30 protein-coding genes are annotated in these 26,167 nt (G+C 39.0%); 10 read left to right on the top strand and 20 right to left on the bottom strand.

What is annotated here, in order from left to right; genetic code table 11:
* Positions 1 to 2 precede the first annotated feature (2 nt).
* The 12 genes from HL41_RS08905 to HL41_RS09910 all read right to left on the bottom strand — a co-directional run bounded on the left by HL41_RS08905 (position 3) and on the right by HL41_RS09910 (position 7,905).
* Positions 3 to 779 (bottom strand): phosphatidate cytidylyltransferase, encoded by a 777-nt coding sequence (locus HL41_RS08905; RefSeq protein WP_051754412.1) that lies wholly within the window; start codon positions 777 to 779, stop codon positions 3 to 5.
* Positions 769 to 1,506 (bottom strand): isoprenyl transferase, encoded by a 738-nt coding sequence (locus HL41_RS01320; protein ID WP_038063480.1) that lies wholly within the window; start codon positions 1,504 to 1,506, stop codon positions 769 to 771. Before HL41_RS01320 ends, HL41_RS08905 begins: the two co-directional genes overlap by 11 nt.
* Positions 1,507 to 1,510: 4 nt before the next feature.
* Positions 1,511 to 2,065: a ribosome recycling factor gene (frr, locus tag HL41_RS01315; protein ID WP_038063477.1), complete on the bottom strand. Its 555-nt coding sequence runs from the start codon at positions 2,063 to 2,065 to the stop codon at positions 1,511 to 1,513.
* Positions 2,066 to 2,080: 15 nt separating this feature from the next.
* The gene (pyrH, locus tag HL41_RS01310) at positions 2,081 to 2,797 is read right to left on the bottom strand and encodes a UMP kinase (RefSeq protein ID WP_038063474.1); all 717 of its coding nucleotides are present in this window, start codon (positions 2,795 to 2,797) and stop codon (positions 2,081 to 2,083) included.
* A 1-nt stretch (position 2,798) separates the two neighbouring features.
* Positions 2,799 to 3,395 carry a translation elongation factor Ts gene (tsf, locus tag HL41_RS01305; protein ID WP_038063471.1) on the bottom strand — a complete coding sequence of 199 codons (597 nt, stop codon included), beginning with the start codon at positions 3,393 to 3,395 and terminating at the stop codon, positions 2,799 to 2,801.
* 19 nt (positions 3,396 to 3,414) lie between these two features.
* Positions 3,415 to 4,257, bottom strand: coding sequence for a 30S ribosomal protein S2 (gene rpsB / locus HL41_RS01300; RefSeq protein WP_038063468.1), 843 nt, complete (start codon positions 4,255 to 4,257; stop codon positions 3,415 to 3,417).
* Positions 4,258 to 4,417: 160 nt separating this feature from the next.
* A complete protein-coding gene (gene hisH / locus HL41_RS01295; protein ID WP_038063465.1) occupies positions 4,418 to 5,044 on the bottom strand; it encodes an imidazole glycerol phosphate synthase subunit HisH in 627 nt (208 codons plus the stop codon).
* The gene (locus tag HL41_RS01290) at positions 5,041 to 5,496 is read right to left on the bottom strand and encodes a hypothetical protein (protein ID WP_038063462.1); all 456 of its coding nucleotides are present in this window, start codon (positions 5,494 to 5,496) and stop codon (positions 5,041 to 5,043) included. Before HL41_RS01290 ends, hisH begins: the two co-directional genes overlap by 4 nt.
* A 15-nt stretch (positions 5,497 to 5,511) precedes the next feature.
* Complete coding sequence (gene scpB / locus HL41_RS01285; RefSeq protein ID WP_038549431.1) at positions 5,512 to 6,051, bottom strand: SMC-Scp complex subunit ScpB; 540 nt, start codon at positions 6,049 to 6,051, stop codon at positions 5,512 to 5,514.
* A gap of 5 nt (positions 6,052 to 6,056) precedes the next feature.
* Entirely contained in the window at positions 6,057 to 7,007 is a 951-nt protein-coding gene (locus HL41_RS01280) for a radical SAM protein (RefSeq protein ID WP_038063455.1), read from the bottom strand.
* A 160-nt stretch (positions 7,008 to 7,167) separates the two neighbouring features.
* Complete coding sequence (locus tag HL41_RS01275; RefSeq protein ID WP_022854556.1) at positions 7,168 to 7,512, bottom strand: type II secretion system protein; 345 nt, start codon at positions 7,510 to 7,512, stop codon at positions 7,168 to 7,170.
* A gap of 39 nt (positions 7,513 to 7,551) precedes the next feature.
* The gene (locus tag HL41_RS09910; protein WP_022854557.1) at positions 7,552 to 7,905 is read right to left on the bottom strand and encodes a prepilin-type N-terminal cleavage/methylation domain-containing protein; all 354 of its coding nucleotides are present in this window, start codon (positions 7,903 to 7,905) and stop codon (positions 7,552 to 7,554) included.
* Between the two features lie 234 nt (positions 7,906 to 8,139).
* Here HL41_RS09910 and purE point away from each other — a divergent pair, with 234 nt between their 5' ends.
* Positions 8,140 to 8,646, top strand: a complete 507-nt coding sequence (gene purE / locus HL41_RS01265) for a 5-(carboxyamino)imidazole ribonucleotide mutase (protein ID WP_022854558.1) — start codon at positions 8,140 to 8,142, stop codon at positions 8,644 to 8,646.
* Between the two features lie 4 nt (positions 8,647 to 8,650).
* On the opposite strand, the gene purD is transcribed toward purE, so the two are convergent.
* Entirely contained in the window at positions 8,651 to 9,934 is a 1,284-nt protein-coding gene (gene purD / locus HL41_RS01260) for a phosphoribosylamine--glycine ligase (protein ID WP_038063453.1), read from the bottom strand.
* A 169-nt stretch (positions 9,935 to 10,103) separates the two neighbouring features.
* On the opposite strand from purD, the gene rpmB reads away from it, so the two are divergent.
* Positions 10,104 to 10,301, top strand: coding sequence for a 50S ribosomal protein L28 (gene rpmB, locus HL41_RS01255; protein WP_038063452.1), 198 nt, complete (start codon positions 10,104 to 10,106; stop codon positions 10,299 to 10,301).
* Here rpmB and HL41_RS01250 read toward each other — a convergent pair.
* The 5 genes from HL41_RS01250 to xseA all read right to left on the bottom strand — a co-directional run bounded on the left by HL41_RS01250 (position 10,298) and on the right by xseA (position 16,968).
* The gene (locus HL41_RS01250; protein ID WP_038063449.1) at positions 10,298 to 12,505 is read right to left on the bottom strand and encodes a RelA/SpoT family protein; all 2,208 of its coding nucleotides are present in this window, start codon (positions 12,503 to 12,505) and stop codon (positions 10,298 to 10,300) included. The genes rpmB and HL41_RS01250 overlap by 4 nt on opposite strands.
* Before the next feature lie 64 nt (positions 12,506 to 12,569).
* The gene (gene dxs, locus HL41_RS01245; RefSeq protein WP_407701831.1) at positions 12,570 to 14,441 is read right to left on the bottom strand and encodes a 1-deoxy-D-xylulose-5-phosphate synthase; all 1,872 of its coding nucleotides are present in this window, start codon (positions 14,439 to 14,441) and stop codon (positions 12,570 to 12,572) included.
* On the bottom strand, positions 14,438 to 15,343 hold the full coding sequence (locus HL41_RS01240) for a polyprenyl synthetase family protein (protein ID WP_038063443.1): 906 nt from the start codon (positions 15,341 to 15,343) through the stop codon (positions 14,438 to 14,440). Before HL41_RS01240 ends, dxs begins: the two co-directional genes overlap by 4 nt.
* Positions 15,333 to 15,581, bottom strand: coding sequence for an exodeoxyribonuclease VII small subunit (gene xseB / locus HL41_RS01235; protein WP_022854564.1), 249 nt, complete (start codon positions 15,579 to 15,581; stop codon positions 15,333 to 15,335). Before xseB ends, HL41_RS01240 begins: the two co-directional genes overlap by 11 nt.
* Positions 15,582 to 15,591: 10 nt before the next feature.
* Positions 15,592 to 16,968 (bottom strand): exodeoxyribonuclease VII large subunit, encoded by a 1,377-nt coding sequence (xseA, locus tag HL41_RS01230; protein WP_022854565.1) that lies wholly within the window; start codon positions 16,966 to 16,968, stop codon positions 15,592 to 15,594.
* A gap of 186 nt (positions 16,969 to 17,154) precedes the next feature.
* On the opposite strand from xseA, the gene leuC reads away from it, so the two are divergent.
* The 8 genes from leuC to HL41_RS01190 are packed head-to-tail and all read left to right on the top strand — an operon-like array spanning position 17,155 to position 24,361.
* On the top strand, positions 17,155 to 18,429 hold the full coding sequence (leuC, locus tag HL41_RS01225; RefSeq protein WP_022854566.1) for a 3-isopropylmalate dehydratase large subunit: 1,275 nt from the start codon (positions 17,155 to 17,157) through the stop codon (positions 18,427 to 18,429).
* A gap of 21 nt (positions 18,430 to 18,450) precedes the next feature.
* Complete coding sequence (gene leuD, locus HL41_RS01220) at positions 18,451 to 18,951, top strand: 3-isopropylmalate dehydratase small subunit (protein ID WP_022854567.1); 501 nt, start codon at positions 18,451 to 18,453, stop codon at positions 18,949 to 18,951.
* 2 nt (positions 18,952 to 18,953) lie between these two features.
* Positions 18,954 to 19,736 carry a nucleoside triphosphate pyrophosphohydrolase gene (mazG, locus tag HL41_RS01215; RefSeq protein WP_038063440.1) on the top strand — a complete coding sequence of 261 codons (783 nt, stop codon included), beginning with the start codon at positions 18,954 to 18,956 and terminating at the stop codon, positions 19,734 to 19,736.
* Positions 19,733 to 20,464, top strand: coding sequence for a metal ABC transporter ATP-binding protein (locus tag HL41_RS01210; protein WP_038063437.1), 732 nt, complete (start codon positions 19,733 to 19,735; stop codon positions 20,462 to 20,464). The genes mazG and HL41_RS01210 overlap by 4 nt, the downstream gene beginning before the upstream one ends.
* Positions 20,465 to 20,466: 2 nt before the next feature.
* A complete protein-coding gene (locus HL41_RS01205; RefSeq protein WP_000138033.1) occupies positions 20,467 to 21,294 on the top strand; it encodes a metal ABC transporter permease in 828 nt (275 codons plus the stop codon).
* Positions 21,295 to 22,071, top strand: a complete 777-nt coding sequence (locus HL41_RS01200) for a TatD family hydrolase (RefSeq protein ID WP_038063432.1) — start codon at positions 21,295 to 21,297, stop codon at positions 22,069 to 22,071.
* 38 nt (positions 22,072 to 22,109) lie between these two features.
* Positions 22,110 to 23,912 (top strand): aspartate--tRNA ligase, encoded by a 1,803-nt coding sequence (gene aspS, locus HL41_RS01195; protein WP_038063429.1) that lies wholly within the window; start codon positions 22,110 to 22,112, stop codon positions 23,910 to 23,912.
* Complete coding sequence (locus tag HL41_RS01190; protein ID WP_022854573.1) at positions 23,909 to 24,361, top strand: Mut7-C RNAse domain-containing protein; 453 nt, start codon at positions 23,909 to 23,911, stop codon at positions 24,359 to 24,361. The genes aspS and HL41_RS01190 overlap by 4 nt, the downstream gene beginning before the upstream one ends.
* Here HL41_RS01190 and HL41_RS01185 read toward each other — a convergent pair.
* Positions 24,351 to 25,358, bottom strand: coding sequence for an electron transfer flavoprotein subunit alpha/FixB family protein (locus HL41_RS01185; protein ID WP_038063425.1), 1,008 nt, complete (start codon positions 25,356 to 25,358; stop codon positions 24,351 to 24,353). The two genes, HL41_RS01190 and HL41_RS01185, sit on opposite strands and share 11 nt — an antisense overlap.
* A 9-nt stretch (positions 25,359 to 25,367) precedes the next feature.
* Entirely contained in the window at positions 25,368 to 26,162 is a 795-nt protein-coding gene (locus tag HL41_RS01180; protein ID WP_038063421.1) for an electron transfer flavoprotein subunit beta/FixA family protein, read from the bottom strand.
* Positions 26,163 to 26,167 lie beyond the last annotated feature (5 nt).

Below are 26,167 nucleotides of genomic sequence, written 5' to 3'. Positions count from 1 at the left end.
GTTTAGGTTATAAATTTTAGCCAGAAAAGATAGACAGGAGAGGCTATCATAACCCCATCGATCCTGTCAAGAAGGCCACCATGTCCCCAAATAATTTTCCCTGAATCCTTTTTACCTACCATCCTTTTAAACGCAGACTCTAAAAGGTCACCTACCACCCCAGACAAGCACAAAAGTACACCTGTTAAGAGATTTATCTCAAAACTAAAAATTTTAAAGAAGTAATTACAAAAAACACTTACCCCAACCCCTAACAATATTCCTCCTATAAATCCCTCCCATGTTTTTTTAGGAGAGAGCGTGGGTACAAGGAGTCTTTTTCCTATGAGTTTTCCTGTTAGATAAGCTCCAGTATCATTAGCAAAAACTACCAAAAAAAAATAAACCAGATGTTCCCTACTAAAAAAACTTATAATTTCTAAAAAAGGGTAAAGCCCTATCCCTACATAAATAAGACCTAAAACTGCCGGAAAAAACTCTTTAGCAAATCTATCTTTTTCATAATCCTTAAGAAAAGGTAAAAAAGGAAAAATCAAAAACATGTAAAAAACCATCAAAGGGTCTCTTAACCAAAGAAGGCTTAACAATCCAAAGAACCATAAAATAGACAAGCCTAAAAACCAAGAAAACCTTAGGTCATAAAGCCTTGTCCATTCATATAGGCAGATTAAGCCAGACAAACCTACCAAAGTTATAAGTAATTGATAAGGGCCTTTGATTAAAACAACCACCAGAAGAGGAAAAAGAACTAATGCCGTAACCACACGTTTAAAATTCACAAACACCGCCAAACCTTCTTTCTCTCTGTTGATAAGACCAAAGCGCCTTTAGGTATTCTTCTTCGGTAAATTCGGGCCAATAAACAGGGGTAAAATAAAGTTCAGTATAGGCTATCTGAAAAAGTAAAAAATTAGAGAGCCTTTCTTCTCCGCTTGTGCGGATAAGGAGGTCTGGATCAGGTATGTCTTTGGTATAAAGATGTTCTCTAAATACCTTTTCGTCTATGTTTTCTGGGTCTAACAGGCCTTGTTTGACCTTGTTGGATATCTCTTTCACAGCTTTTAAAATCTCCGACCTCCCTCCATAACTTAAAGCTAAACACAAAGTAAGCTCAGAGTTATTTTTGGTTTCTTCCTCTATCTCTTCTATCAACTCCACTAAATCCTGAGAAAAATCTTCCCGATCACCTATTATCTTTAAACGAATACCTTTTTCTATTAAAAACTGTTTCTCCTTGGTAAGATACATCTTAAAAAGTTCTAAAATAGCTTCTACTTCTTCCTTAGGGCGCTTCCAGTTTTCTTTAGAAAAGGCAAAAAGGGTTAGATAAGGTATTTTTAGTTCATAGGTTTTTTCTATTACTTTTTTAGCGGTTTCTGCCCCTTTTTGATGGCCATAAAAACGAGGAAATCCGTGCTTTTTAGCCCATCGACCGTTACCATCCATGATGATAGCAACATGCTGGGGAAGTTTAGAAAAATCTAAAGAAAATGAAGAAAAAGCCATCGGGTTATACGGAGAGAATCTCTTTTTCTTTATCTTTTAAAACGGTGTCTACCTTTTTGATGTAATCGTCTGTAAGTTTTTGCACCTTCTTTTCAAGTTGAGTGTAGTCGTCCTCTGAGATCTCTCCTTTCTTTTTAGCGGCTTTAAACTTTTCGAGCACATCCCTTCTGATATTTCTTATGGCAATGCGAGCCTCTTCAGCCAGCTTGTTAGCTATCTTTACCAGTTCCTTTCTTCTTTCTTCGGTAAGAGGTGGCATCACAAGTTTGATGGTTTTTCCGTCTGAGGTAGGATTGATCCCAAGGTCAGATTTTTGGATAGCCTTCTCTATCTCTTTTACCAAACTTGCGTCCCAGGGTTGAATAACTATGGTTTTCCCTTCGATAATATTAACGGTTGCTATCTGAGGAATAGCCATCTTTGTCCCATAGCAATCCACTTTGATACCCTCTAATAAAGCTAACGAAGCCCTGGAAGTCCTTAAATGGGAAAACTCTTCTTTAAGGTTTTTAACTGCCTTTTCCATTCTGTTTTTCGCATCTTCTAAGGCTTGGTTCACAGACCTCACCTCCTTTTAAGCTTTGATGTAAGTTCCTACACTTTCTCCTAAAACTGCTTTTTTAATATTCCCGTAGTTTAAAAGGTTAAAAACCAGAATAGGAAGTTTATAGTCTCTAGCTAAGGAAAAAGCTGTAGCATCCATCACTTTAAGCCTCTTATGCAAAGCCTCGTCAAAGGTAAGTTCGTCAAACTTCTTAGCATCAGGATGTTTTTTTGGGTCTTTATCGTAGACACCATCTACCTTGGTAGCCTTAAAAAGGACCTCACACTTAAGCTCAAGAGCCCTTAGCACTGCTGCGGTATCGGTGGTAAAGAAAGGATTTCCGGTGCCACAGGCAAGAATAAGTACCCTACCTTTTTCAAGATGCCTGATAGCCTTTTCTCTTATGTAAGGTTCTGCCACCTCTATAACTTCAAGAGCAGACATCACCCTGCAGGATATCCCCTGCGCTTCTAGGGCATCCTGTAGGGCTAAAGCGTTGATAAGGGTTGCAAGCATCCCCATGTAGTCTGCACGGGCTCGATCCATCCCCTGCTTTTCTCCGGCTATCCCTCGAAAGATGTTCCCTCCTCCTATCACTATACCTATTTCAAGACCATACTGATAAACCTCTTTTAACTCCTCTGCTATCTGGTTGATCACCTTAGCATCTATACCAAAAGATTTGCTTCCAAGGAGAGCCTCTCCCGAAATCTTAAGAAGCACTCTCCTATACTTTAGTTCAGTCACCCTATTCTCCTATCTGAAACCTGGCAAATCTTTTGATAACTATCTTCTCTCCAGTTTTGGCTATCAACTCGTTTAAAAGGTCCTGGATGGTAATCTCTGGGTTTTTGATAAAAGCCTGTTCTAAAAGTACGTTTTCTTTATAAAACTTTTCCATCTTACCTTCTACAATCTTAGGAATTACGTTTTCAGGCTTTCCGCTTTCTCTTACCTGCTCTTCATAGATTTTCTTTTCTCTCTCGATTACTTCCTGAGGCACCTCTTCTCTGGTGACAGCTATAGGGTTGGTGGCAGCAATCTGCATAGCTATGTCATGGGCAAACTGTTGAAACTCCTCGGTTCTTGCCACAAAATCTGTCTCACAATTTACCTCAACAAGCACACCGATTTTTTTGTTGCTGTGAATATAAGCAGCTACCACCCCTTCAGTGGTTGCCTTACCGGCTCTTTTAGCGGCGATAGCAAGACCCTTTTTCCTCAAAATGTCTATTGCCTTTTCTATGTCTCCTCCTGCCTCTTCCAAGGCTTTTTTACAATCAGAAAAACCAGCAGCAGTCCTTTCTCTAAGCTGTTTTATAAGGTCTATACTAATCTGAGCCATCTTGTAAAACCTCCTTTTTTTAATCTATGTTTTTAGCAAGTTCTTCAAATTCAGCTTCTTTCTTTTCTTCTGCAAGTATCTCTTCTAAAATAGCCTCAGCCGCAGCCTCTTCATCTCTCTTTAAAAATTCTTCCTCTAAACTTAACTCTTTGTCTGTTTGAGCAGCCACCTTTTCTTTATAGATCTCTAAACCCTCCAGGCAAGCATCAGCGATCTTTCCGGTAATAAGTTTGACTGCCCTTATAGCATCGTCATTTCCAGGAATGATATAGTCTATTAAATCCGGGTCACAGTTGGTATCAACGATGGCTACTATAGGAATACCAAGTTTTCTGGCTTCTTTTACCGCAATTTCCTCATGGACTGGGTCTACCACAAACAGCGCCTGAGGAAGGGTTTCCATATCTTTAATACCTTTTAAGTTCCTCTCAAGCTTGTTTTTTAAACGCTCAAGTTTTAATCTTTCTTTTTTAGGAAATCTCTCTATCGTTCCATCTTCGAACCAGGACTCAATCCTTTTTAACTTTTCCACACTCTGTCTTATAGTCCTAAAGTTGGTAAGAGTACCACCAAGCCAACGATAGTTCACATAATACATCCCACATCTTTCTGCCTCTTCTCTGATGGTGTCTTGTGCCTGTTTTTTGGTGCCTACAAAAAGAAGTTTTCCACCTTCTGCTACTAAATTTACCACAAACTCGTAGGCAATCTCAAAATACTTAAGGGTTTGTTGAAGGTCGATGATATGGATCCCGTTTCTTTCCCCAAAGATGAAAGGCTTCATCTTTGGATTCCAACGACGGGTCTGATGTCCAAAATGAACACCAGCTTCCAAAAGCTGCTTCATCGTAATGTGAGCCATTTCTCCTTCCTCCTTTTTGGGGTTTTAGCTTCCGCCTAAGGTAATGGAACCCAGAACCCCTTGTCTAAAAAGGGGCACCCCAAACCTTAGACGTGCTTTTTACATGTTTCCCTAATTAAAACATAGTTTTATATTTTTTCAACTTAAAAACCTGTAAAACCTAAGGGTTCCAACGACAAAACTGGTCTAAAATTTGAAGACCAGGCTTTCCGCTTTTTTCAGGATGAAACTGAAGGGCTACCAAGTTTTTATAGGCTACCACCGAAGGAAAGGATATGCCATGAAAGGTAACCCCGTATATTACCTCTTCCTCCTCTGGCACAACATAATAGCTGTGAACAAAATAATATTCATACTCTGGGTCAAGGCCCTGAAAAACAGGATGAGGCTTCTGCCAAACCACCTGGTTCCACCCCATATGCGGAACCTTTAGCCTTTCTCCTTTAAACAAAAAAGGCTCTGGGAACCTTTTTACCTTACCTTTTAGAAGACCTAAGGTCTTAGTTCCTCCGTCTTCTTCACTTTCTTCAAAAATTACCTGCGTCCCAAGACAAATACCTAAGATAGGAGTTCCTTTTAAAAAAGTCTCTTTTAAAAACTCGTCTAAACCTGTTTCTTTTAAACTATCCATCGCACTTTTAGCCGCCCCTACTCCTGGAAAAATAATCCTTTCTGCCTTTTTAAGCTCCTCTGGGTCATCAGAAATAATCCATCTATATCCGAAAAAGGAAAGTGCTCTGGCTACACTGGTAAGATTACCGGCCTTGTAGTCAACTATCCCTATCATAACCCATCCACCTCTCTTTTAAATTCTCTAACCTCTTCCCTGGTAGCTACATTCTCTAAACTGAGGCTCTTCCTCTTTAAATCTGCCTCAAACCTTTTAAAAAGCCTCTTGAGCTTTCTTCTTAAAGCCCCGTCTTTAAAATCTTCTTCCAACCCAGAATTCTTGATGAAATTTTTAAGCCTTCTTACGTTTATAGCTGCCCGAGATAGGCCACGATAAAAGGGTTTTTCAATAAACTCAGCCGTCAAATCACGCTCTATGATGACTAAATACCTTTCTATTACAGCTTGCTTTAAGGCCTTGAGCTCTTCTTGAGTAAGGGTAAGGCCTAACCCTTCAGGGGGATGAGAAGTAAGATAAAAAAAACTATTCCAAAAACATACCTCAGGGATCTCTCCTCCTTCATACAGGATAAACTCTATCTCTTGTAACACCTCTTTTCTTATACCCATCTTTTCCTGCAGTGTTTAATCTTCTCTTTCAGCTAAACTTTTTAGCTCATCTAAAGGTGGAAGGTCTTTCAGGGATTTTAATCCAAAATATTCTAAAAAGAAAGTAGTGGTCCCGTAAAGAAGTGGCCTTCCAGGCACGTCTTTTCTACCAACCACCCTGATGAAGTTGTTTTCAAGTAAGGTTTTAAGGGCAGCCCCGACATCAACCCCTCCTCTTTTGGCAGAAATCTCAGCCCTGGTAATCGGCTGAAAATAGGCTATCACAGCCAAGGTCTCAAGAAGAGTTTTTGTCCATCTAAACCCTTTGGGCTTTAAAAAGGTCTTAAGATAATCTGCTACCTCTGGGGCACTTTCTAACCGATAACCCTCAGCCACCTCAACCAGCCTAACCCCTCGTGACTGATATTCCTCTTTAAGTTCCTGTAAAATGCTTAAAATTTCTTCCTTAGAAAGGTTGTCACAAACCTGAGACAACTCCTTTAAACTTACCGACCGACCTGCCACAAAAAGCACCGCCTCAACCACCTTTTTATAAAAATCCCTCTCGTAAAACATCGTTTTTAGGCTGAATAGTAGGTTTGACCTTCAAGTTCTTTTAACTTTAAGACTCCTTCTTGGGAAAGTCTTTCTAAAAGCTCTAACAAAACCTTAGGCTCTACCCCAAAGGCTTCGCTTAATTCTTCGACTGAGGCAGGCCTTCTTTTTACGTAGGCTACCACCTCTTTCTCTAAACCTTCAAGAGTTAGACTTAAAAGCCTTTTTTCAAGCCTCTCTTTATTTACTATAACCTCTGTCTTTTCTCCTAAAAACCTGGCTATTTCCTCTAACTTAGCATAAGATAAAGGCCTGGCCTCTTGATAGGCTACCGGCCTTACCGCTGTGTTTAACTGAACCTTATGAGGGTTTATTTCTTCTATACATTTTTTAAGTGCCTCCAAGTCTTCTTGGCTGTCGTTTATCCCTGCAAGAAAAAACACCTCAACCCACATCTCACCTTTCATCTGTTTTCTCAACTCTTTTAAACCATCGATGATGTTTTCTAAACTTATCCCTTTAGCCGGCCTGTTTATGAGGTTAAAAGTTTCTGGACGGGCAGCATCAAGGGAAGGAAGCACAAGGTCAGCCTCACACAAAGCCTCTCTAACCGAAGATATATGCAACAAAGTGCTGTTGGTAAGCACAGCCACAGGCTTTGAAAGGTGCTTTTTAGCTAAAAACAGGGTCTCTTCAAAATAAAAGTTTAGGGTAGGTTCTCCACTCCCTGTAAGGGTAAAAACATCAAAAAAATCCTGTTTTTCTTTGGCAGTAAGTATGGCCTCTTCTATCTCCTCTTTGGTAAAATAAAACCTTCTTTCAGCGGTAAGAAAGGTGGTTTTTCCTACCTCACAATAAAGGCAATCCATAGAGCAGACCTTTCTCGGAACCAAGTCTATCCCAAGAGACCTTCCAAGCCTTCTTGACCGAACAGGACCAAAAAGTAAACTCTTCTTCCAAACAAAGGATTTTTCCATAAAAAATCCTCAAATTTTTAAGTAAATAATATAACACCTTTTAAAATCTAAAAAAGAGAAACATCCTCTAAAAAATACAGACCAAACTTTTTTAGAGGTAATAATTTGTTTATAAGTTTTTAGAATTGACAAATTGAATTGACAATATATTGACAATATTCTATATCTCGCTACATAAAACTAAACCAGAGGTCTCATTATAACTACAAGCAACCTCTCCTGAGATAGAAGTAGCAGTAAGTTTAATGGGATTCTCTGATTCAAGAATCAAGTTTTGAGTGTATTTTGACTTAGGACAGGTAGCAACTACTTGAGATAGAGAAGAAGTCCCATTTTCCTGTTTTGAAATTGCAACTAGGCTAAGACAATTTCTCACATCAGAAAGCAGAGAAGCTTTAATTGCTTTTGATAAATACTGATGATAAAAAATTATTGCCAATCCCAGGAGGATAGTTATTATCCCTATAACTACTAAAACTTCGATCAAAGTAAAGGCTTTAGACATAAAAACCCCTCCCCTACGTTGGGAGGGGTGCTGAAAATATTAAATTCCTGTACAACTCATGGTTCCGTTAGCAGCTATAGTACAAGATACACCTGTTGCAGGACCTTTACAAGTACCTGTAGCAGTATCGTTGCCAAAAGTTACGTCTACATAAGTAGTATTCTTCATAATACCAGAAGCTGATTCACAAGCAGCCATATTCTGAGCCTCAGGATGCTCAGCAAGGTAGGCTGCACATTGGGTCATTGCATTTCTCAAGTCTGACTGACAACCCGCTACAGCTGCGTTTCTACGATACTTTGAAAACTGCGGAATGGCAATGGCAGCTAAGATGGCGATGATGGCAACCACGATCAAAAGCTCAATCAACGTAAAACCCTTACCTCTACTCATAACCTACCTCCTAAAGTATTTTTTACTTTCTATAAATATCAAATAACAACTTTTTATCAAAAAGTCAATAGCTAAAATTATTTTTAATTTTATTAAAATTTATAAAAAATAAAGGGAAAATTATTTTATTTTTATATTTTCAGATATTAACCAAAAATTTGCCTATCTTTTGAATGTTTTCAGAATTTTGGTATACTAATTTTTAAATAAAAATAAACCAGCAAGGAGGAGGAGATGAAAGTAGGTATTATCATGGGAAGTGACTCTGACCTTGAAGTTATGAAAGATGCTGCAGAAACCTTGGAAAAGTTTGGGGTACCCTTTGAGATCACCGTAGCCTCTGCCCACAGGACTCCTGAAAGGGTACATCAGTGGGTAACCACCGCAGAACAAAGAGGAATAGAGGTAATCATCGCAGGGGCTGGGATGGCAGCCCATCTTCCTGGGGTAGTGGCCTCTCTTACCACCCTTCCGGTGATAGGAGTTCCTATAAAAGGTAAAGCCTTAGAAGGACTTGATGCCCTTTTTTCTATTGTCCAGATGCCACCTGGAATCCCTGTAGCAACCGTTGCCATAAACAGTGCCAAAAACGCCGCCCTTTTAGCCTTACAAATCCTTGGGATAAAATATCCTGAGGTCAAAGAAAAACTTAAGGCCTATAAAGAAAAGATGAAAGAAGAGGTACTTAAAAAGGCTGCAAAACTTGAGGCTATAGGTTATAAAAAATACTTAGAAGATTAACCGCTTAGGTTTCTAAATACTTAAAATAGCGTTGCCCGATGTCTTTACGGTAATGGGCGCCGTCAAAGTGGATTAAAGATACCGCCTGATAGGCCCGTTTTATGGCTGAGGGGATGTCGTTATCAAGGGCGGTAACACCTAAAACCCTTCCGCCTGAGGTATAAAAGGCATCCCCTTCTTTTTTAGTGCCTGCGTGAAAAACGATTACGTCTTCAAGCTGTTTCACCTTATCTAAACCTTCTATCTTTTTCCCTTTTTCATAGCTTCCTGGATAGCCTTTGCTTGCCATCACCACACATACGCAGGCCTTATCGGTTTCAACAAGGTCTACCTTATCAAGCCTGCCGTTAAGGGTTGCGTCTAAAAGCTCGATAAAGTCATTTTCTACTCGGGGAAGAATTACCTGGGTCTCAGGGTCTCCTAAACGACAGTTAAACTCAAGCACATACGGGATGTGGTTTACGATCATTAGCCCTGCATACAAAAACCCAAGATAAGGATGGCCTTCCTTGGCCAAGGTCTTTAAAACAGGAGAGATAACCTTTTCTTCTATCTCCTTTCTTAGGTCTTTAGTAATCAAAGGGGTAGGAGAATAGGCTCCCATTCCTCCTGTGTTTGGGCCCTGGTCTCCGTCTAAAAGTCTTTTGTGGTCTTGAGAGGTGGGTAACGCTTTAAAATGTTCTCCGTCGGTGATTACGATATAAGAGGCCTCTTCTCCTACAAGTTTTTCCTCGATCACCACCCTTTGACCAGCCTCTCCAAAAATCCTTTGTTCCATCAACTTTTCTACGGCTTGAAAGGCCTCCTCCTTGGTATCACAAACAAACACCCCTTTTCCGGCACAAAGTCCATCTGCTTTAACCACCAAAGGTGCCCCAACTTTTTCTATGTATTGCCTTGCTTTATCTGGGTCCTCAAACACCTCAAACCTTGCGGTAGGAACCCCTGCTTTAACCATTATCTCCTTGGCAAAAATTTTGCTTCCTTCAAGGTTTGCGGTATAACGATCAGGCCCAAAAACTTTAATCCCTTTTTCTTCAAGAACATCTCTTATCCCTTTTACCAAAGGCTCTTCAGGCCCTGGCAAAACAAGTTCTATCCCTTCTTTTTTACAAAGCTCTACAAGGGCAGAAAAATCGCCAGCTTGAATATCTTTGGGAACCTCGGCTATCTCTTCGATCCCTCCGTTGCCAGGAACACAATAAAGTTTCTCCAGATGTTTTGATTTTTTAAGCACATAGCAGATGGCATGCTCCCTCCCACCACCACCAACAACTAATATCTTCATATCTCTACCTCTCAGCCCCGTTTCTTACTCAATTAAGTTATTATAAATCTGAAAAATTTCAACCAAAATTGGATAAAAATGGCTGTTTAGATAGGGTTGTTTTTTTGTCAATTTATTTTATATTTTAGAAGTCTCTAAGAATATTTTTATATCAGCAAGGGAGGAAAAGATGGCTAGGATTTGTGAGATTTGTGGGAAAAAGCCTCATGCTGGAAACCAGGTAAGCCACTCTGGGAAAAGGTCCACAAGATGGTGGTATCCTAACATTCAGAGTGTTAGGGTAAAACTGGAAAACGGTCAGGTAAAAAGGATGAAGGTGTGCACCCGTTGTCTAAAGGCTGGAAAAGTCAAAAAAGCAGTAAGTTAAACTAACTTTCTTTCTACTGAAAGAACACCGTTTATTTTAAAAAGATTAGAAATAATCTTGTCTAAGTGTTCTTTATTGTTAACCTCGATATAAAAGTCAAAAAAGGCTTTTTGGTCAGAGGTGGTTCTCACCTCTGCTTTTAATATGTTACTTTCTGAGGCAGCTATCACAGAAGAAATGTTAGCCAGTAATCCTTTACGGTCTGAACAAACTATAGAAATATGTACAGGATAAGAACGATTTTCTACCTTACCCCATCTAACCTCGATCAGCCTTTCGGTGTCTAAATCCTTTAAGTTTGGACAATCAAACCGATGAACCGAGATTCCCTTGCCCCTTGTAATATAACCTATAATTTCATCTCCTGGAATGGGTCTACAGCACTTGGCTAAATGAAAAAGAACGTTGTCAGTTCCGTTAACCACAACTACATCTTTTAGATTCTGGGTTAAAAACCTTTCTACCAATCCTTCTTTTATTCCTAACTTCTCGACCTGTTCTTCTATCGGAAGCTCTTCTTGAGTTTCCTCTACCTTTTTGATTTCTAGATAGTTTTTTAATATCTGCTTAGGGGTAATCTTTCCAGAACCAATAAGGAAATAAAGGTCTTCTGTATTTTTTATCCTAAACTCTTGAGAAAATTTGATAAGATCCTCTTCTTTTATAGAGGTAGCACTTAATCCTTGTTTCTTTATTTCCTTGTTAAGAAGTTCCTTTCCTAACTCTATCATTTTTTGTCTTTCTTCTCGATTTAACCACTGCTTTATCCTGCTTTTGGCCCTACCTGTTACTACGATTTTTAACCAGTCTCTGCTGGGGGTTTGGTTAGGAGAGGTTTCGATTTTAACGATATCGCCTGTTTGGAGCTTATAGTCTAAAGGCACAAGCTTATCGTTCACATAGGCCCTTACACACCTGTGACCAACCTCGGTATGAACCGCATACGCAAAATCAAGGGGAGTGGCTCCTACAGGAAGGGTAATAATATCTCCTTTAGGGGTAAACACATAGATTTCGTCAGGGAAAAAGTCAAGCTTTAATGACTCAAGAAATTCCCGTGGGTTTTTTAGCTCTTTTTGAAGTTCTATCAGCTTGCTTAACCATTCTAAATACTTGTACTGTCCATACTTTGAGGTAAAGACACCTTCCTTGTATAAAAAATGAGCGGCTATTCCCTCGTTAGCCACCTTATCCATGTACTCAGTTCTGATCTGTATTTCTATCTTTTTGCTATCAGGTCCTAACACCGTGGTGTGTAAACTTTGATACATGTTAGGTTTGGGAAGGCTTATAAAATCTTTAAACCTACCAGGGATGGGAGGCCAAAGGGCATGCACCAACCCTAAGGTTTTATAACACTCCTCTACGGTGTTTACGATAACCCTAAAACCTATGATGTCGTAAATCTGGTCCAGATCTTCTATGGTCAAGTTGTATTTAAGAAGCTTCCTGTAGATACTATAAAGATGTTTAACTCTTCCTAAAACTCTTCCGCTAATTCCGTTTTTCTCTAGAAGGTTTTTTAAAAGGGACTTAACTTTTTCTATATACTCTTGAGAGGCCTCTACCCTCTTTTTTACCTCTTGTTCTAACCTACGAAACTCTTCAGGGTATAGATACTTAAAACACAAGTCTTCTAACTCGCTTTTTACCCAGTCTATTCCTAACCTACCAGCAAGAGGAGCGTATATTTCAAGAGTCTCTCTGGCGATCTTTACCCTTTTATGTTCTGGTTGATATTCTAAAGTGCGCATATTATGCAGTCTGTCTGCTAACTTTACCAGGATCACCCTCAGGTCTTTTGACATTGCAAGGATGATCTTTCTTATGTTTTCTGCCTGTTTGGTAAGCTTATCTTGAGAAGCTGCTCTTTCAGCAGGATTGGGCAGTTTTTTAAGCTTAGTTACCCCATCTACGATAAAAGCTACCTCTTCTCCGAACTCTTTTTTTATTTCCTCTAAACTTATCGCACTGTCCTCTACCGCATCATGGAGCAATCCAGCGGCTATAGTAGGAAGGTCAAGCTTCATTTGAGCAAGGATATAGGCTACCTCCATAGGATGCGAAAGATAGGGATCTCCTGACTTTCTAACCTGACCGTCATGCAGTTTGGCAGCCCAAACGTAAGCCTTCTCTACCAAACGAGTGTTACACCCAGGTAAATAACTCTGTATCTGGTCTAAAATTTTACTTAACGTAACCATATAAATAATTATTAAACAATTATCAATTTTTACAAGGTTGATAAAAATATCGATTTGATATTTTTTAACCCAAAAACTCTTTGATTTTTAAAAGAATACCCTCGGTGTTGAGATGATATTTAGCATGTAAAGTTTTGAGGTCTCCATGTTCTATGAATTTATCTGGAAGACCTAACCTTTTAACCTCGATGCCTTTGATCCCTTTATCTGTCAAAAGTTCAAGCACCGCCGAACCAAAACCACCTATCAAGGTGTTTTCCTCAACCAAAAGCACTCTTTTGGTCTTTTGTGCAGAGCTTAAAATTAAGTCTTCATCAAGGGGCTTAACAAACCTTGCGTTGATTACCTCTACGGAAAGGCCAAACTTTTCTGCTTCCAAAGCTGCTTTTAAGGCTGGATAAACCATAGATCCTACGGCAAGAATGGTTAGGTCTTTACCTGACTTTAAAACCTCTCCCTTTCCAAAAGGTATTTCTTTAAACTCCCAATCTAAGCTTACCCCAACTCCAGCACCTCTTGGATATCGTATAGCTACAGGGTTAGGATATTTTAAAGCACTGTATAGCATGTGCTGAAGTTCGTTTTCATCTTTAGGCACCATTATCACTAAGTTAGGAATAAGTCTAAGGTAAGAAAGGTCAAAAGCCCCGTGATGAGTTGGACCATCCTCTCCTACCAACCCTGCCCGGTCTAAAGCAAAGATTACTTTGGCCTGGTTTAAGGCTACATCATGAATTATCTGGTCAAAAGCCCTTTGTAAAAAGGTAGAATAGATAGCACACACAGGGATAAAACCTTCTAAGGCTAAGCCAGCGGCAAAGGTAACGGCATGTTGTTCACAAATACCTACGTCAAAAAACCTCTCAGGATATCTCTCAGAAAATTCCTTAAGCCCTGTGCCTGAACGCATCGCGGCAGTAATAGCTACCAACTTGGGTTCAATCTCAGCAAGCCTGAGCATGGTCCTACCAAAAATTTCTGTATAGGAAGGCGGGGAGTTAGGAGACTTTAAAGGCTTGCCTGTTTTAACATCAAAAGGCCCTATTCCATGAAACGTCTCCGGGTCTGCCTCAGCATAAGGATAACCTTTCCCTTTTTTGGTAATCACATGCAATAAAACAGGACCTTTTAAAGATTTTAGGTTATTAAGCACCTTTATCAATTCTTCTAAGTTATGCCCATCAACCGGCCCTACATATTCAAAGTTTAAAGCTGTAAAGAGAGCACCAGGGGTTATAGCAACCTTTAACAACTCTTCTCCTTTTTTAAGTATACTCAGTAAATTTTCTCCCCCTGGAACTTTATGACTGATAGACTCTATTTCTCTTTTGATAAACCTTACCAGGTTTCCGGTAAGCCTTTTTGAGATAAAAGAAGAAAGGGCACCTACGTTAGGAGCGATAGACATTTCGTTATCGTTTAAGACCACCAAAAGGTCCTCTTTAGAAAAACCTGCGTTGTTTAACCCTTCAAAAGCTAACCCTGCGGTAATAGACCCATCACCTATAACAGCTATTACTTTTCCCTTTTCTTTTTTAAGACGCAAAGCTGTTGCCATCCCAAGCCCTGCAGAAATAGAGGTGCTGCTATGACCTGTGTCAAGGATGTCATGAGGGCTTTCGGCTCTTTTAGGAAAACCTGCTATACCTTCATACTGCCTTAAAGTGTGAAACTGGTCTCTTCTTCCTGTAATAAGCTTATGGGTATAGCATTGATGGCCTACGTCCCAGATGATTTTATCCTTAGGGGAGTCAAAAACATAATGTAAGGCTAAAGTTAGCTCTACTACCCCTAAATTAGGGGCAACATGACCTCCGTTTTTAGAGGTTACCTCTACGATATAGTCTCTTATCTCCTGAGCTAAAGCCTTCAGATGAGAAATCTTAAGTTTTTTTAAATCCTGAGGGGAGTTAATGTTTTTTAAAAACTTCATCAATATACCCTTTTTAAAACAAACTCAGCCATCGCTCTTAAAGGTATAGCTTTTTCTCCAAAAGGTTCTAAAGCAGAAATAGCCTTTTGGGTGTGTATTTCCGCAAGCTCTCTGGTTTTCTCAAGCCCTACCACAGAAGGATAGGTAAGTTTTTGTTTTTTTAAATCAGAAAGGTTTTTTTTCCCTAACTTTTTTTCGTCCCCTATCACGTCTAAAAGGTCGTCTACGATTTGAAAAGCCATCCCCAGATGTTTAGCATAAGATTTTAAAGCTTGCAACTCCTTTTTTTTAGCCTTGGCAAGTAAAGCCCCTGCCAAAACCGAGGCCTCGATGAGTTTTACGGTTTTGTGAAGATGGATCCATTTTAGTATTTTTAGCCCTGCCTTTTTTCCTTCCATCAAAAGGTCAGCCATCTGACCTCCTACCATTCCCTCAAAGCCTACGGCTTGAGAAATCAGATGAATGGCCTTTAAAAGCGCGCTTTTGCTTACCCTTTTTACCTGTTCAGGGTGGGTAAAAAACCAAAAAGCCAAACTTTGCAACCCATCTCCAGCTAAAATAGCTGTTGCTTCGTCATAGGCTTTATGACAAGAGGGTTTACCTCGTCTAAAATCATCGTCATCCATAGCAGGAAGGTCATCGTGTATCAACGAATAGGTATGAATACATTCGATGCCAGCAGCAAAAAAGAGGACATCTTCATCCCTTCCACCTACAACCTCACAGCTTGCTAAACATAAAACCGGTCTTATCCTTTTCCCTCCGGCAGAAAGGCTATAACTGGCAGCCTCAACCACACGGCCACCATATCCCTTGGGTTGTGGGAAAAACTCGGTTAAAACCTTTTCTACCTTCTCAGCCTTTCTCTTTAGGTAAGCAAAAAAATCAAAATTTTTAGTTTCCATCTTTTAAGATCTCTGAAGCCCTCTCTAAGGTTTCCAATTTAAAACCTTTCTCATCTTTAAGGATAACCTCTACCTTAGCCTTGGCTTTTTTAAGCTTCTCCTCACAAAAATGTATCAAAAACAACCCTCTTTCATAAAGTTCTATAGCTCGTTCTAACTCAAGGTTTTTATTTTCTAACTGCCTTAAAATTTGTTCTATTTCAGCTAAAGCCTCTTCAAAGCTTAGCTCTTTCTCCATCCCCTGCTCCTTACTCTTCGGTTTTTAAAACCTTAACCAATAAACTTCCTCTGCTAAGCTTTACTTCTAAAACCTCCTCAATTTGCACCTCTTCTATCGACCTAACTATCTTTTTGGTTTCTAACTTTCTTACTATACTATATCCTCTTTCTAAAATATTTAAAGGCGAAAGCGAGGTTAGAAGACTTTTTAAGCCGGTCAGTCTGTTTTCGCAGAGCTGAAAATAATTCTCAAAACTCAACTCAAGGCGCCTTCTATAGTTCTGTAAACGGTCCTCCTCCCTCTGTAGAGTTTCGGCTGGATGATATCTTCTTAAAGAAATTTTCTGGTTAAGAACCTTTTTTTCTTTATAAGCTATCACCTCGTTTAAGAGTACGTTTAACCTGTAAAACTTTTGTTTTAGGTCCTTTTCTAAACTATACAGAAGGTTAAAGGGGCTTCTTTCTGTTAAGGTTAATTTTACTTGATAAAGCCTGTTTTGCTTCTTAGAAAGGATGATGTCTAAAAACTGTTTATACTTCTTTTTATAAAGCTCGAGTTTTTCAAGCCATTTATGTTTATCAGGGATAACCTCTTGAGCGGCGGCAGAGGGGGTAGGACATCTTTTATCAGCTATCATGTCGCATAGAGTATAATCTATCTCATGGCCTACAGCAGAAACTACCGGTATTTTTGACTTACTTATCCCCAAGATGATCTCTTCTGTGTTAAAAGGAGCAAGGTCTTCAGCAGAACCACCGCCTCTGGTAATAAAGATTACATCTACATCGTAAAAATGAAGGTTTATATCTTTGATAGCCTGAACGATTTCTTTTTCTGCCCCTTCTCCTTGTACCCTCGAGGGATATACCAAAACCTCTATCTCCCATCTTTCTGAAACAATCTTTAAAAAGTCTTGCAGGGCAGCACTAAAAATAGAGGTTATCACCGCTATTTTCTTTGGAAAAAGAGGTATAGACCTTTTTTTGTTTGGATCAAACAAGTATTGATATTTTTTTATCAGCTGTTGTTTTTTTAACTCAAGATATCCACTTCCCAGAAGTTCTATCCTTCTCACGATAAGATAGACTTCACCTGTCTTAGGATAAAAGTTCAGCTTACCCCAACATAAAACCTTAAGCCCATTTTGAAGATAAGAAACTATTTCTTTTTCTTTCTGGGCGTTAAAGATTATGGCTTTAATGGAGGCTTCTTCTTCAGTAAGATTAAAATAAAGATTTCCGTTTTGAGCATGTCTAAGGTTACTAATCTCTCCCTCTACCCATAAAAGAGAAAAACCCTCTTCTACAAGTTTTTTAACCCTTTGAGTAAGCTCTTTTACCGTAAAGTAGGATCTTTCTAAACCTTCTATCGGTTGGTTAAGCTGGTATTCAAATTGTTGCCCCATACTTTAGTAAATTAACATAATTTTTAAGTTTTACATCAGGACAGATCTAAAATCAAAAAAACATTTTTAACGGAGGCAAAAAATTAACCAATTACCTATAGGTAGGGCAAAAAACTTTAGGTTGCAAAATCTGGCTTAAGTTTTAAAATTTATTATCTCTTAAAAAATTTTAAAAGGGGTTAACCTATGGGAAAAAAGCCAATGACCTTAGCAGAGAAAATTTTAGCCCAAAAGGTTGGAAAAGAGTATGTAGAGCCAGGAGAGCTGGTAGAGGTGCCGGTAGACCTAACCTTAGCTAACGACATCACCGGGCCTTTGGCCATCAAGGTTTTCGAATCTACAGGGATAAACCAGGTTTTTGACCCAGAAAAAATCGCCTTGGTTATGGACCATTTTACCCCTAACAAAGACATTAAAAGTGCAGAACAAGTAAGGATATGTCGGGAGTTTGCAAGAAAACATAAAATCACCCATTATTATGAAGGTGGATCCTGTGGTATAGAGCACGCCCTTTTACCTGAGTTAGGGTTGGTTGTGCCTGGAGATGTAGTGATAGGTGCTGACAGCCATACCTGTACCTATGGAGCTTTGGGTGCCTTTGCTACAGGGGTTGGGTCTACAGACCTTGCTGGAGCTTGGTTAACTGGAAAAACCTGGTTTAAAGTCCCTGAAACCATAAAGTTTGTCTATTATGGAACTCTTAAACCCTGGGTTACAGGAAAAGACTTAATCCTTTATACCATAGGAGATATCGGAGTAGACGGAGCCCTTTATAAGGCAATGGAGTTTACCGGTGAGGTTATAGAAAAATTATCTATGAGTGACAGGTTTACGATGTGTAACATGGCCATAGAGGCTGGGGGGAAGGTAGGATTGATTGCACCAGATAAAAAAACTTTAGCCTTTGTAAAGAAACATTCTACCAGAAAGCCTTTAGTCCTAAAGCCTGATAAAAAAGCAAACTATGTAGAAATAAGGGAGTATGATGTATCTAAGATAGACCCAGTGGTTGCCTTACCTCATCTTCCTTCTAACGTAAAACCAGTAAAAGACTTACCTAAGATTTACATCGACCAGGTAGTAATCGGGTCCTGCACCAACGGAAGATTAGAAGACCTTATCATAGCGGCTAAAATCCTTAAAGGAAAAAAAATAAACCCCAACGTAAGGTGTATCATCATCCCTGCTACTCCTAAAATCTACAAGGAAGCCTTGAAAAAAGGGTTGATAGAAATTTTTATAGAAAGTGGGGCCATCATTTCTCCTCCTACCTGTGGGCCTTGTTTAGGAGGACATATGGGTATTCTTGCTAAGGGTGAAAAGGCGGTAGCTACCACCAACAGAAACTTTGTAGGAAGGATGGGACATCCTGAAAGTGAGGTGTATTTAGCCAGTCCGGCTGTGGCAGCTGCAAGTGCAGTGGTTGGCTATATTGCTACACCAGAAGAATTAGGCTTATAAACTCAAAGGGAGGGTTAAATCATGAATACCATAAAAGGTAAAGCCTGGAAGTTTGGAGACAACATAGATACAGACGTTATCATACCTGCAAGATATCTTAACACCACCGATCCACAGGAACTTGCCAAGCATTGTATGGAAGATGCTGACCCAGAGTTTTCTAAAAAAGTAAATCCTGGAGACATAATTGTAGCAGGTAAAAACTTTGGATGTGGCTCATCCAGAGAGCATGCCCCTATAGCGATAAAAGCCTGTGGTATCTCTTGCGTGATAGCTGAAAGTTTTGCCAGGATTTTTTACCGCAACGCATTTAACACTGGGCTTCTTATCCTTGAATGTCCCGAAGCTTCAAAGGATATAGAAACAGGAGATGAGCTTGAGGTCTATCCAGAAGAGGGAAAAATCCTCAATCTAACCAAAAATAAAACCTATACCACCAAACCCTTACCACAGTTTATGAAAGAAATTTTAGAAGACGGAGGGTTAATACCTCATATCATGAAAAGATTAAAACAGGGTTAAAAATGAAGGTGACCAAAGAAGAAGCCAGTTTTGAAACCTTAAGAGAAATAGTTAAAATCTTAAGAGGAGAAAATGGATGTCCCTGGGATAGGGAGCAAACTCCTCAGACTTTGAAAAAATACCTTATAGAAGAAACTTATGAATTGATAGAAGCTATAGAAAAGGAAAAAGATGAAGAGATAAGGGAAGAGTTAGGGGATCTTCTTTTTTTGTTGATCTTTATCCTGTATCTTTATGAGGAAAAAAACGTCTTTTCTTATAAAGACGTTTTTTATTATACTGCCCAGAAAATGATAAAAAGACACCCCCATGTATTTGGCGATGAGGTTGCTAAAACAGCAGAAGAGGTGCTCAAAAACTGGCAAAGGATCAAAAAAGAAGAAGGAAAAAGTTCTTCTGTTTTAGGGAACATCCCTAAAAGTTTACCAGCCCTGCAAAGGGCCTTTCGTTTAGGAGAAAGGGCAGCAAGAGTAGGGTTTGACTGGGAAAAACCTGAAGAGGTTTTAAATAAACTTAGCGAAGAAGCTGCAGAGTTAAAAGAAGCTATCCAAAAGGGGGAAAAAGAGGCCTTAAAAGAAGAAATAGGTGACCTTCTCTTTACGATAGCCAATCTCTCTCGCAAGCTAAACATCAACCCTGAAGAAGCTCTTAAGGTGGCTTTAGAAAAGTTTGAAAACCGTTTTAAACGGTTAGAAGAAGTAGTAGAAAAAAGAGGACTTTCTTGGAAGGACCTTAATTTAACCCAACTTGACCAAATCTGGGAAGAGGTAAAAACCTCTGTATGAATCAAACCATATTGAAGGTAGAACATCTTTCGTTTGCCTACGACGGAAGCTTGGTCCTTAACGACATAAACTTTGAGATAGAACAAGGGGATTTTTTAGCCATCATCGGACCTAACGGAGGGGGAAAATCCACTTTAATCAGATGTATTTTGGGGTTCCTAAAACCTATTAAAGGGAAAATCCTTTGGTGGGGGAAAGAACTAAAAAATTTCAAAGAGTGGTATAAGTTAGGATATGTCCCACAAAGAGCTGGAGATTTGATAGATTTTTTAACCCCCCTTACAGTAAAAGAATTTCTATCTTTACCTGCAAAATGGTACCATAAGTCTTTAGATAAAAGTTATTTTGAAGAGGTGATCCATCTTTTAGGTCTCCAAAACCTTTTAAATCAAAAATTAGGGAAACTTTCTTATGGACAGCTCCAGAGAGCTTATATCGGGAGGTCTTTGATCTTAAAGCCAGAGGTATTAATCCTTGATGAACCTTCGGTAGGCTTAGACTTTTTTTCCCAGGAAAGGTTTTATAAGTTATTAGAGAGCTTACATCAAAAAGGGTTAACCATTCTACTCATTACCCATGAAACCTGGTTACTAACCAAATCGGTAAACAAAATAGCCTGTATCAACAAGAATCTCTTTTTCCATGGAAACCATGAAGAGTTTTGTACGTTAAGCCAACAAAAAGATTTCTATTCGGAATATCACCGGATAGAACATTCCCACTGGTAAAAATGACTGAACTTTGGTTATCCTTAGGATTGTTAAAATATGGGCTTTTAGCTGGAGTTTTTCTTGGGATTTCCTTTGCCTTTACTTCACCCTTTTTGGTTTTAAAAAGAAACTCCCTCTTCCCACACGCCTTAACCCACATTTTATTCTTAGCTATCATCCTTATTTCTATAATCTCTGAATATTTCCCAGATATTTTTACCTACCCTCTTTTAGAATACCCTATCATGGGGCTGGTAACCCTCTTTTGCACCTCTTTGGTATTTGTTTTAAAGAGAACGTTTAGACTTTATGAAGACACAGCAACTTCTATCATCGCCAGTTTAGCCCTTGGTATAGCTTTAATCCTTATTACCAAAACCTCTCAATATGACACGAGACTCCTTTCCTATCTATTTGGAAGCTTGATGACCGTTACTTCTAAGGATATGTTTAACAGCCTATGGATAGCCTGTCTGACGTTGCTGGTGTTTTATAAATACTATCCTCTATGGATCACCCAGAAGACAGACCATGAAATCCCTGGGGTTAACTTTAAATGGGCTAACTTTTGGTTTCTTACCATCTTAACCCTTCAGGTGTTTATCAGTATCAAACTTATGGGAGTGCTTTTAGTCTCTTCTTTGTTTGTTTTTACTAGTGTTTTAGGGCTAAAAACAGGAAACAACGTAAAACAAACTATCTTTTTAACTGCTTTAACCAACCTTTTTAGCATCTTATCAGGAACAATAGTTTCTCTAGTATGGGACATTCCTTTTTCAAGTGCTGTAGTTCTTTGTATGAGTTTTTGGCTTTTAATCTCTTTTATTCTGAAAAGCTGGAGGACTTAAATGTTAGAGTTTATAGACAGCCATGCTCATCTTAACCTCCCAGAATTTAAAAAAGACTTAGAAGATACCATCAACCGGGCTAAACAAAACGGTGTTATCCATTGTGTGGTAGTAGGGATTAACCCTTCTACCAATAAAAAAGCCTTAGACCTGCATCAAAAATATCCTGACTTTATTTCCCCGGCTCTGGGTTTTCATCCCCATGAGGTAAAAAAACTTTCTGAAGAAGATTACAGGGAATTAGAAAAACTTTTGCCTCAAGCAGTAGCCCTTGGTGAAATCGGACTTGACTGGGTAAAAGAATATTCTCCTAAAGAGATGCAAATCAAACACTTTGAAAGACAACTTGCGATAGCCAAGTCTCAACAAAAACCGGTAATCCTTCATCTTAGAGGTGAAGAAAACCTCTGGGAAACTGCGATAGCTATCCTTAAAAATTTTTTACCTATTAGGTTTGTATCTCATTGTTTTACTTCAGGACCTGAAATAGCTAAAAAAATACTTGATTTAGGGGGTTATATTTCTATTCCAGGGGTGGTGACCTTTCCTAAAGCAGAAGAGCTAAGAGCCGCTGTAAAGTTTATTCCTTTAGAACGAATGCTTATAGAAACGGACTGCCCTTATCTAACCCCTATGCCTTTCAGAGGAAAAAGAAATGAACCCGCTTTTTTACCTTATACCGCTCAAAAAATAGCAGAAATAAAAGGACTCCCTTTAGAGGAAATAGCAGAAAAAGTTAAAGAAAACACTATAAGATTTTTTTCTTTGGTGCTATAATATAGAAGCGATTCCTAAAGGATTAGGAGGACGGTTAAATGCGGCTAAAAAGAGAGGTTTATATAGGTGAATTAAACAAAGATTTTATAGGAAAAGAAGTTACTGTTTCTGGTTGGGTGCTTAGAAGACGAGACCATGGAGGTATCATCTTTTTAGACTTAAGAGATAGGTCTGGTCTACTTCAGGTAGTTTTTGAAGAAGACATAGACCAAGAGGTACATAACTTAGCTGACTCTATCAGAATAGAGTATGTAGTAAGTGTTAGAGGTAAGATAAGGAAAAGACCAGAAGGAATGGAAAACCCTAAGATTTCTACCGGTGACATAGAGCTCGTAGCTACAGACGTAGAAATACATAACACCTCAAAAACCCCACCCTTCCCGCTTGACGAAGACCTTTCTGAGGTCTCCGAAGCTCTTCGTTTAAAATACCGTTATTTAGAGATGAGAAGTCCTGAAGGTTTAACCCCTTTTATCTTTAGACACAAGGTAAACCATTCCATAAGAGAATTCTTAAACAGTAGAGGTTTTTTAGAGATTGAAACCCCTTACCTAACTAAAAGTACCCCTGAAGGAGCAAGAGACTATCTGGTTCCAAGCCGTCTTTATCCTGGCAAGTTTTATGCCTTACCTCAATCCCCTCAGCTTTTTAAACAGATTTTGATGGTAGCAGGGGTAGACCGGTACTATCAGATTGTAAGATGCTTTAGGGATGAGGACCTTAGGGCAGACAGACAACCAGAGTTTACTCAGCTTGACATGGAGATGTCCTTTGTAGAAGAACAGGACGTGATGGCGCTTATAGAAGAACTTATGAGTTACATTTTTGAAAAGAACCTGGGAATTACCCTTTCAACACCTTTTCCGGTGATAACCTTTGAAAAAGCCTTAGAGGAATATGGTACAGACCGACCTGACCTAAGGTTTGACCTAAAATTACAAAACCTGTCTGAGTTGTTTAAAGATTCTTCTTTTAAAGTCTTTCGAGGTGCTTTAGATGCAGGTGGGGTGGTCAAAGGGTTAAAAGCCCCTGCCACTTTTTCTCGAAAAGAGTTAGAAGATTTGACTAAGTTTGCTCAAGACTTAGGAGCCAAAGGTCTTGCCTGGATCAAATACAGTAAAAACGGAAAAACCTTTGAAGAGAAATGGAACTCCCCTATCGTAAAATTTTTTGAACCCTCTGTTTTAGAACGACTGGTAGAAGTCTTTAAGGTTGAAGAAGAACAAGTTACCTTCTTTTTTGTGGCTGACTCTAAAGAAATTGCTAACTTAGTTTTAGGGGAGCTAAGAAAACATATAGCAAACAAGCTTAACTTAATACCTCAAGGAGTTTTTACCTTCACTTGGGTGGTAGATTTTCCACTTTTTGAATGGGATGATGAAGAAAACAGACTGGTTTCTGTGCACCATCCTTTTACCCATCCTAAAGAAGAAGACCTTCCTCTTTTAGACACAGACCCCCTTAAAGTAAGGGCTAGGGCCTATGACTTGGTTTTAAATGGTATAGAAGTAGGAGGTGGAAGTATTCGTATCCATCGTAAAGACTTACAACAAAAAATCTTTAAACTTTTAAGTATCTCAGAAGAAGAGGCTGAAGAAAAATTTGGGTTCTTGCTTAATGCTTTAGAATTTGGAGCTCCTCCTCATGGTGGAATAGCCTTTGGACTTGACAGATTAATCATGCTTATGCTTGGGAAAAAGAGTATAAGAGAAGTTATAGCCTTTCCGAAAACTCAAAGAGCCCAATGTCTACTTACCGGCGCACCTGCAGAGGTTAAAATAGAACAGATACTGGAACTACATCTTCTTCCTGGATGGGAAAAAAAACCTAAAACAGAATGATAAAATTTTTTTTAGAAGGAAGCCTGAAAGGTTTAGGCAAATGGCTCCTGTTTTTAGGCTATCCTGTAATCTTTTGTGAAGGCAAAATTTCAGACCAGGATATTTTAAAACATAAAGATTGTATTTTTCTTATCACCAGCCCTGAAACAGCCATAAGGTTAGAAAAAGCAGGAGTAAAATTTTTACTTCTCCCCAGAGATAACCTAAAAACTCAGCTTAAACTTTGTTTAAATCGCCTTAACCTTAAACCTGAGCTTAAACTTAACCTTTGTACGTTATGCGGAGGACAACTTATCCCTGTGAACAAAGAAGACTTTAAATCTCTTATACCTGAAAAAGTATATCAACGTTATGAGGAATTCAACTACTGCCCTTCCTGTCAAAAACTTTATTGGGAAGGAGATCACGTAAAAAGGCTTCAAGAAAAGTTTCAAAAACTTATTTCTTAAGTTTTTTTATCAATAAGTCTAACACTTTAGAAGCATCTCCTATCAACGCAAGATGTGCCATTTTAACCAGTGGAGCTTCTTTATCGGTGTTTACCGCCACGATAAACTCTGAGTTTTCCATCCCTACAGTATGTTGAAGTGCTCCAGAGATCCCAAACCCTATATAAACTTTAGGTCTAACAGTTACTCCACTTACCCCAATCATCCGGTCTTCTTCAACCCAACCTTCGTAGCAGACCGGACGTGTAGCCCCAACCTCAGCTTTTAAAATCTGAGCCAGCTCAAAAAGCTTCTTAAAGTTTTCCTTAGACTTAAGCCCTCTCCCTCCAGCCACAACCACTTTAGCGGTAGAAAGCCTGTTAGGTTGCTTGGCAGAGGGTTTAAAATTTCTAACCTTTATTTTACTTACCCAAGTAAATTCCTCAGGCATTGCTACTTCAAAAAACTTCGGTTCTCTTTCTCCGTAAGAAGGAGAAAAGGCACCGATAGAAAGGGTTGCCATAACAGGTGTAGTTTTTGATATAAGTTTAGCTATGATGTTTTCTCCATAAGTAGGTCTTGCCATAACTATCTTTCCGTCTTCTACCTCTAAATGATTAACATGAGCACAAAGCCCTAAATTTAGTTTTCCGGCTATCCTTGGAGCCAAAGCACAACCAATTGAGGTTGCCGGAAAAAACAACCCGTAAGGAGAGGTTTTTTTGACAATTTCTATCAAAACTTCAGCATATAAATCATCTTTAAAATGGACCAACTCTTGATGACAAACCATCCAAACTTCATCAGCAATAGATTTTTTTAACACCTCTAAATCCTGAAAAGATTGAAGATTATCCATCAAACAGACAAGTACCACCTTTTTATCTAACTTTAGACCTAATTCTTTTAAAGGAGTAAGCACTTCTATAGCCGAAGGGTGTAATTTCCCGTTAAAAATTTCTCCAAAAGCTAAAAGACTTCCTTTCTTAAGTTCTTCTAAGTTCTTTTTTTCAATCATGTTTCACCTCTAAGGATGGATTAATCCTTTTTGTTCTAAAACCGAGATAAGCTTTTCTACCAGAAAAGAAGGTTCTCCCTCCAACACCTGCCCCTTAGCTTCAAATTTTTTCTCAAAAACATCTACTACCTGAGTAGGTGAACCATTAAGCCCTAATCTTTCAGGAGATAACCCTAAATCTTGAACTGTAAAAACCAAAGGATCTTTTTCTTTGACCTCTAAAAGTCTCTTTAAAGAGGGGGGCCTTAGATAATCAAAAGCCTCAGGTAAAACAGAAGCTACAAAAGGAGGTTCTACCTCTAACTCTTCTTCACCATACTCTGTCTGTCTTAGCACTACCCAATTATTCCCTTCTTTTAAAACGGTTTTAACATTAGTAATAGATGGCAATCCAAGTAAAGCTGCTGTTTCGGGAGGAACTTGAGAGGTCTCTCCGTCTATGGATTTAAGACCCATAAGGACTAAAGAATAAGGGGACATCTTTTTGATAGCCTCAGCAAGGACATAACTTGTAGCTAAGGTATCTGCACCGGCAAAAGCCCTATCAGACAAAAGTACCATTTCATCAGCCCCTATCCCGTATACCTCTTTTAAAAGAGGTATAACATTAGGAGGACCCATAGTAATCACAGTAACCTTCAATCCATAATTTTCTTTAAGCCTTACGGCCATTTCTACAGCCTGTCTGTCTGGAGGGTTAAGAATTAGTTCTAAACTATCTCTCTTTAGGGTATGGGTCGATGGGTCTACCTTAACTGTCCCTGGTTTAGGCACCCCTTTTATACAAAGGATTATTTTTTCCATCTCTG

The organism is Thermodesulfobacterium commune DSM 2178, assembly GCF_000734015.1.
In the GTDB taxonomy this organism is placed as follows: Bacteria; Desulfobacterota; Thermodesulfobacteria; order Thermodesulfobacteriales; family Thermodesulfobacteriaceae; genus Thermodesulfobacterium; species Thermodesulfobacterium commune.
The sequence above is the reverse complement of the archived record's forward strand: the minus strand, read 5'-3'. Positions and strand labels throughout refer to the sequence as shown.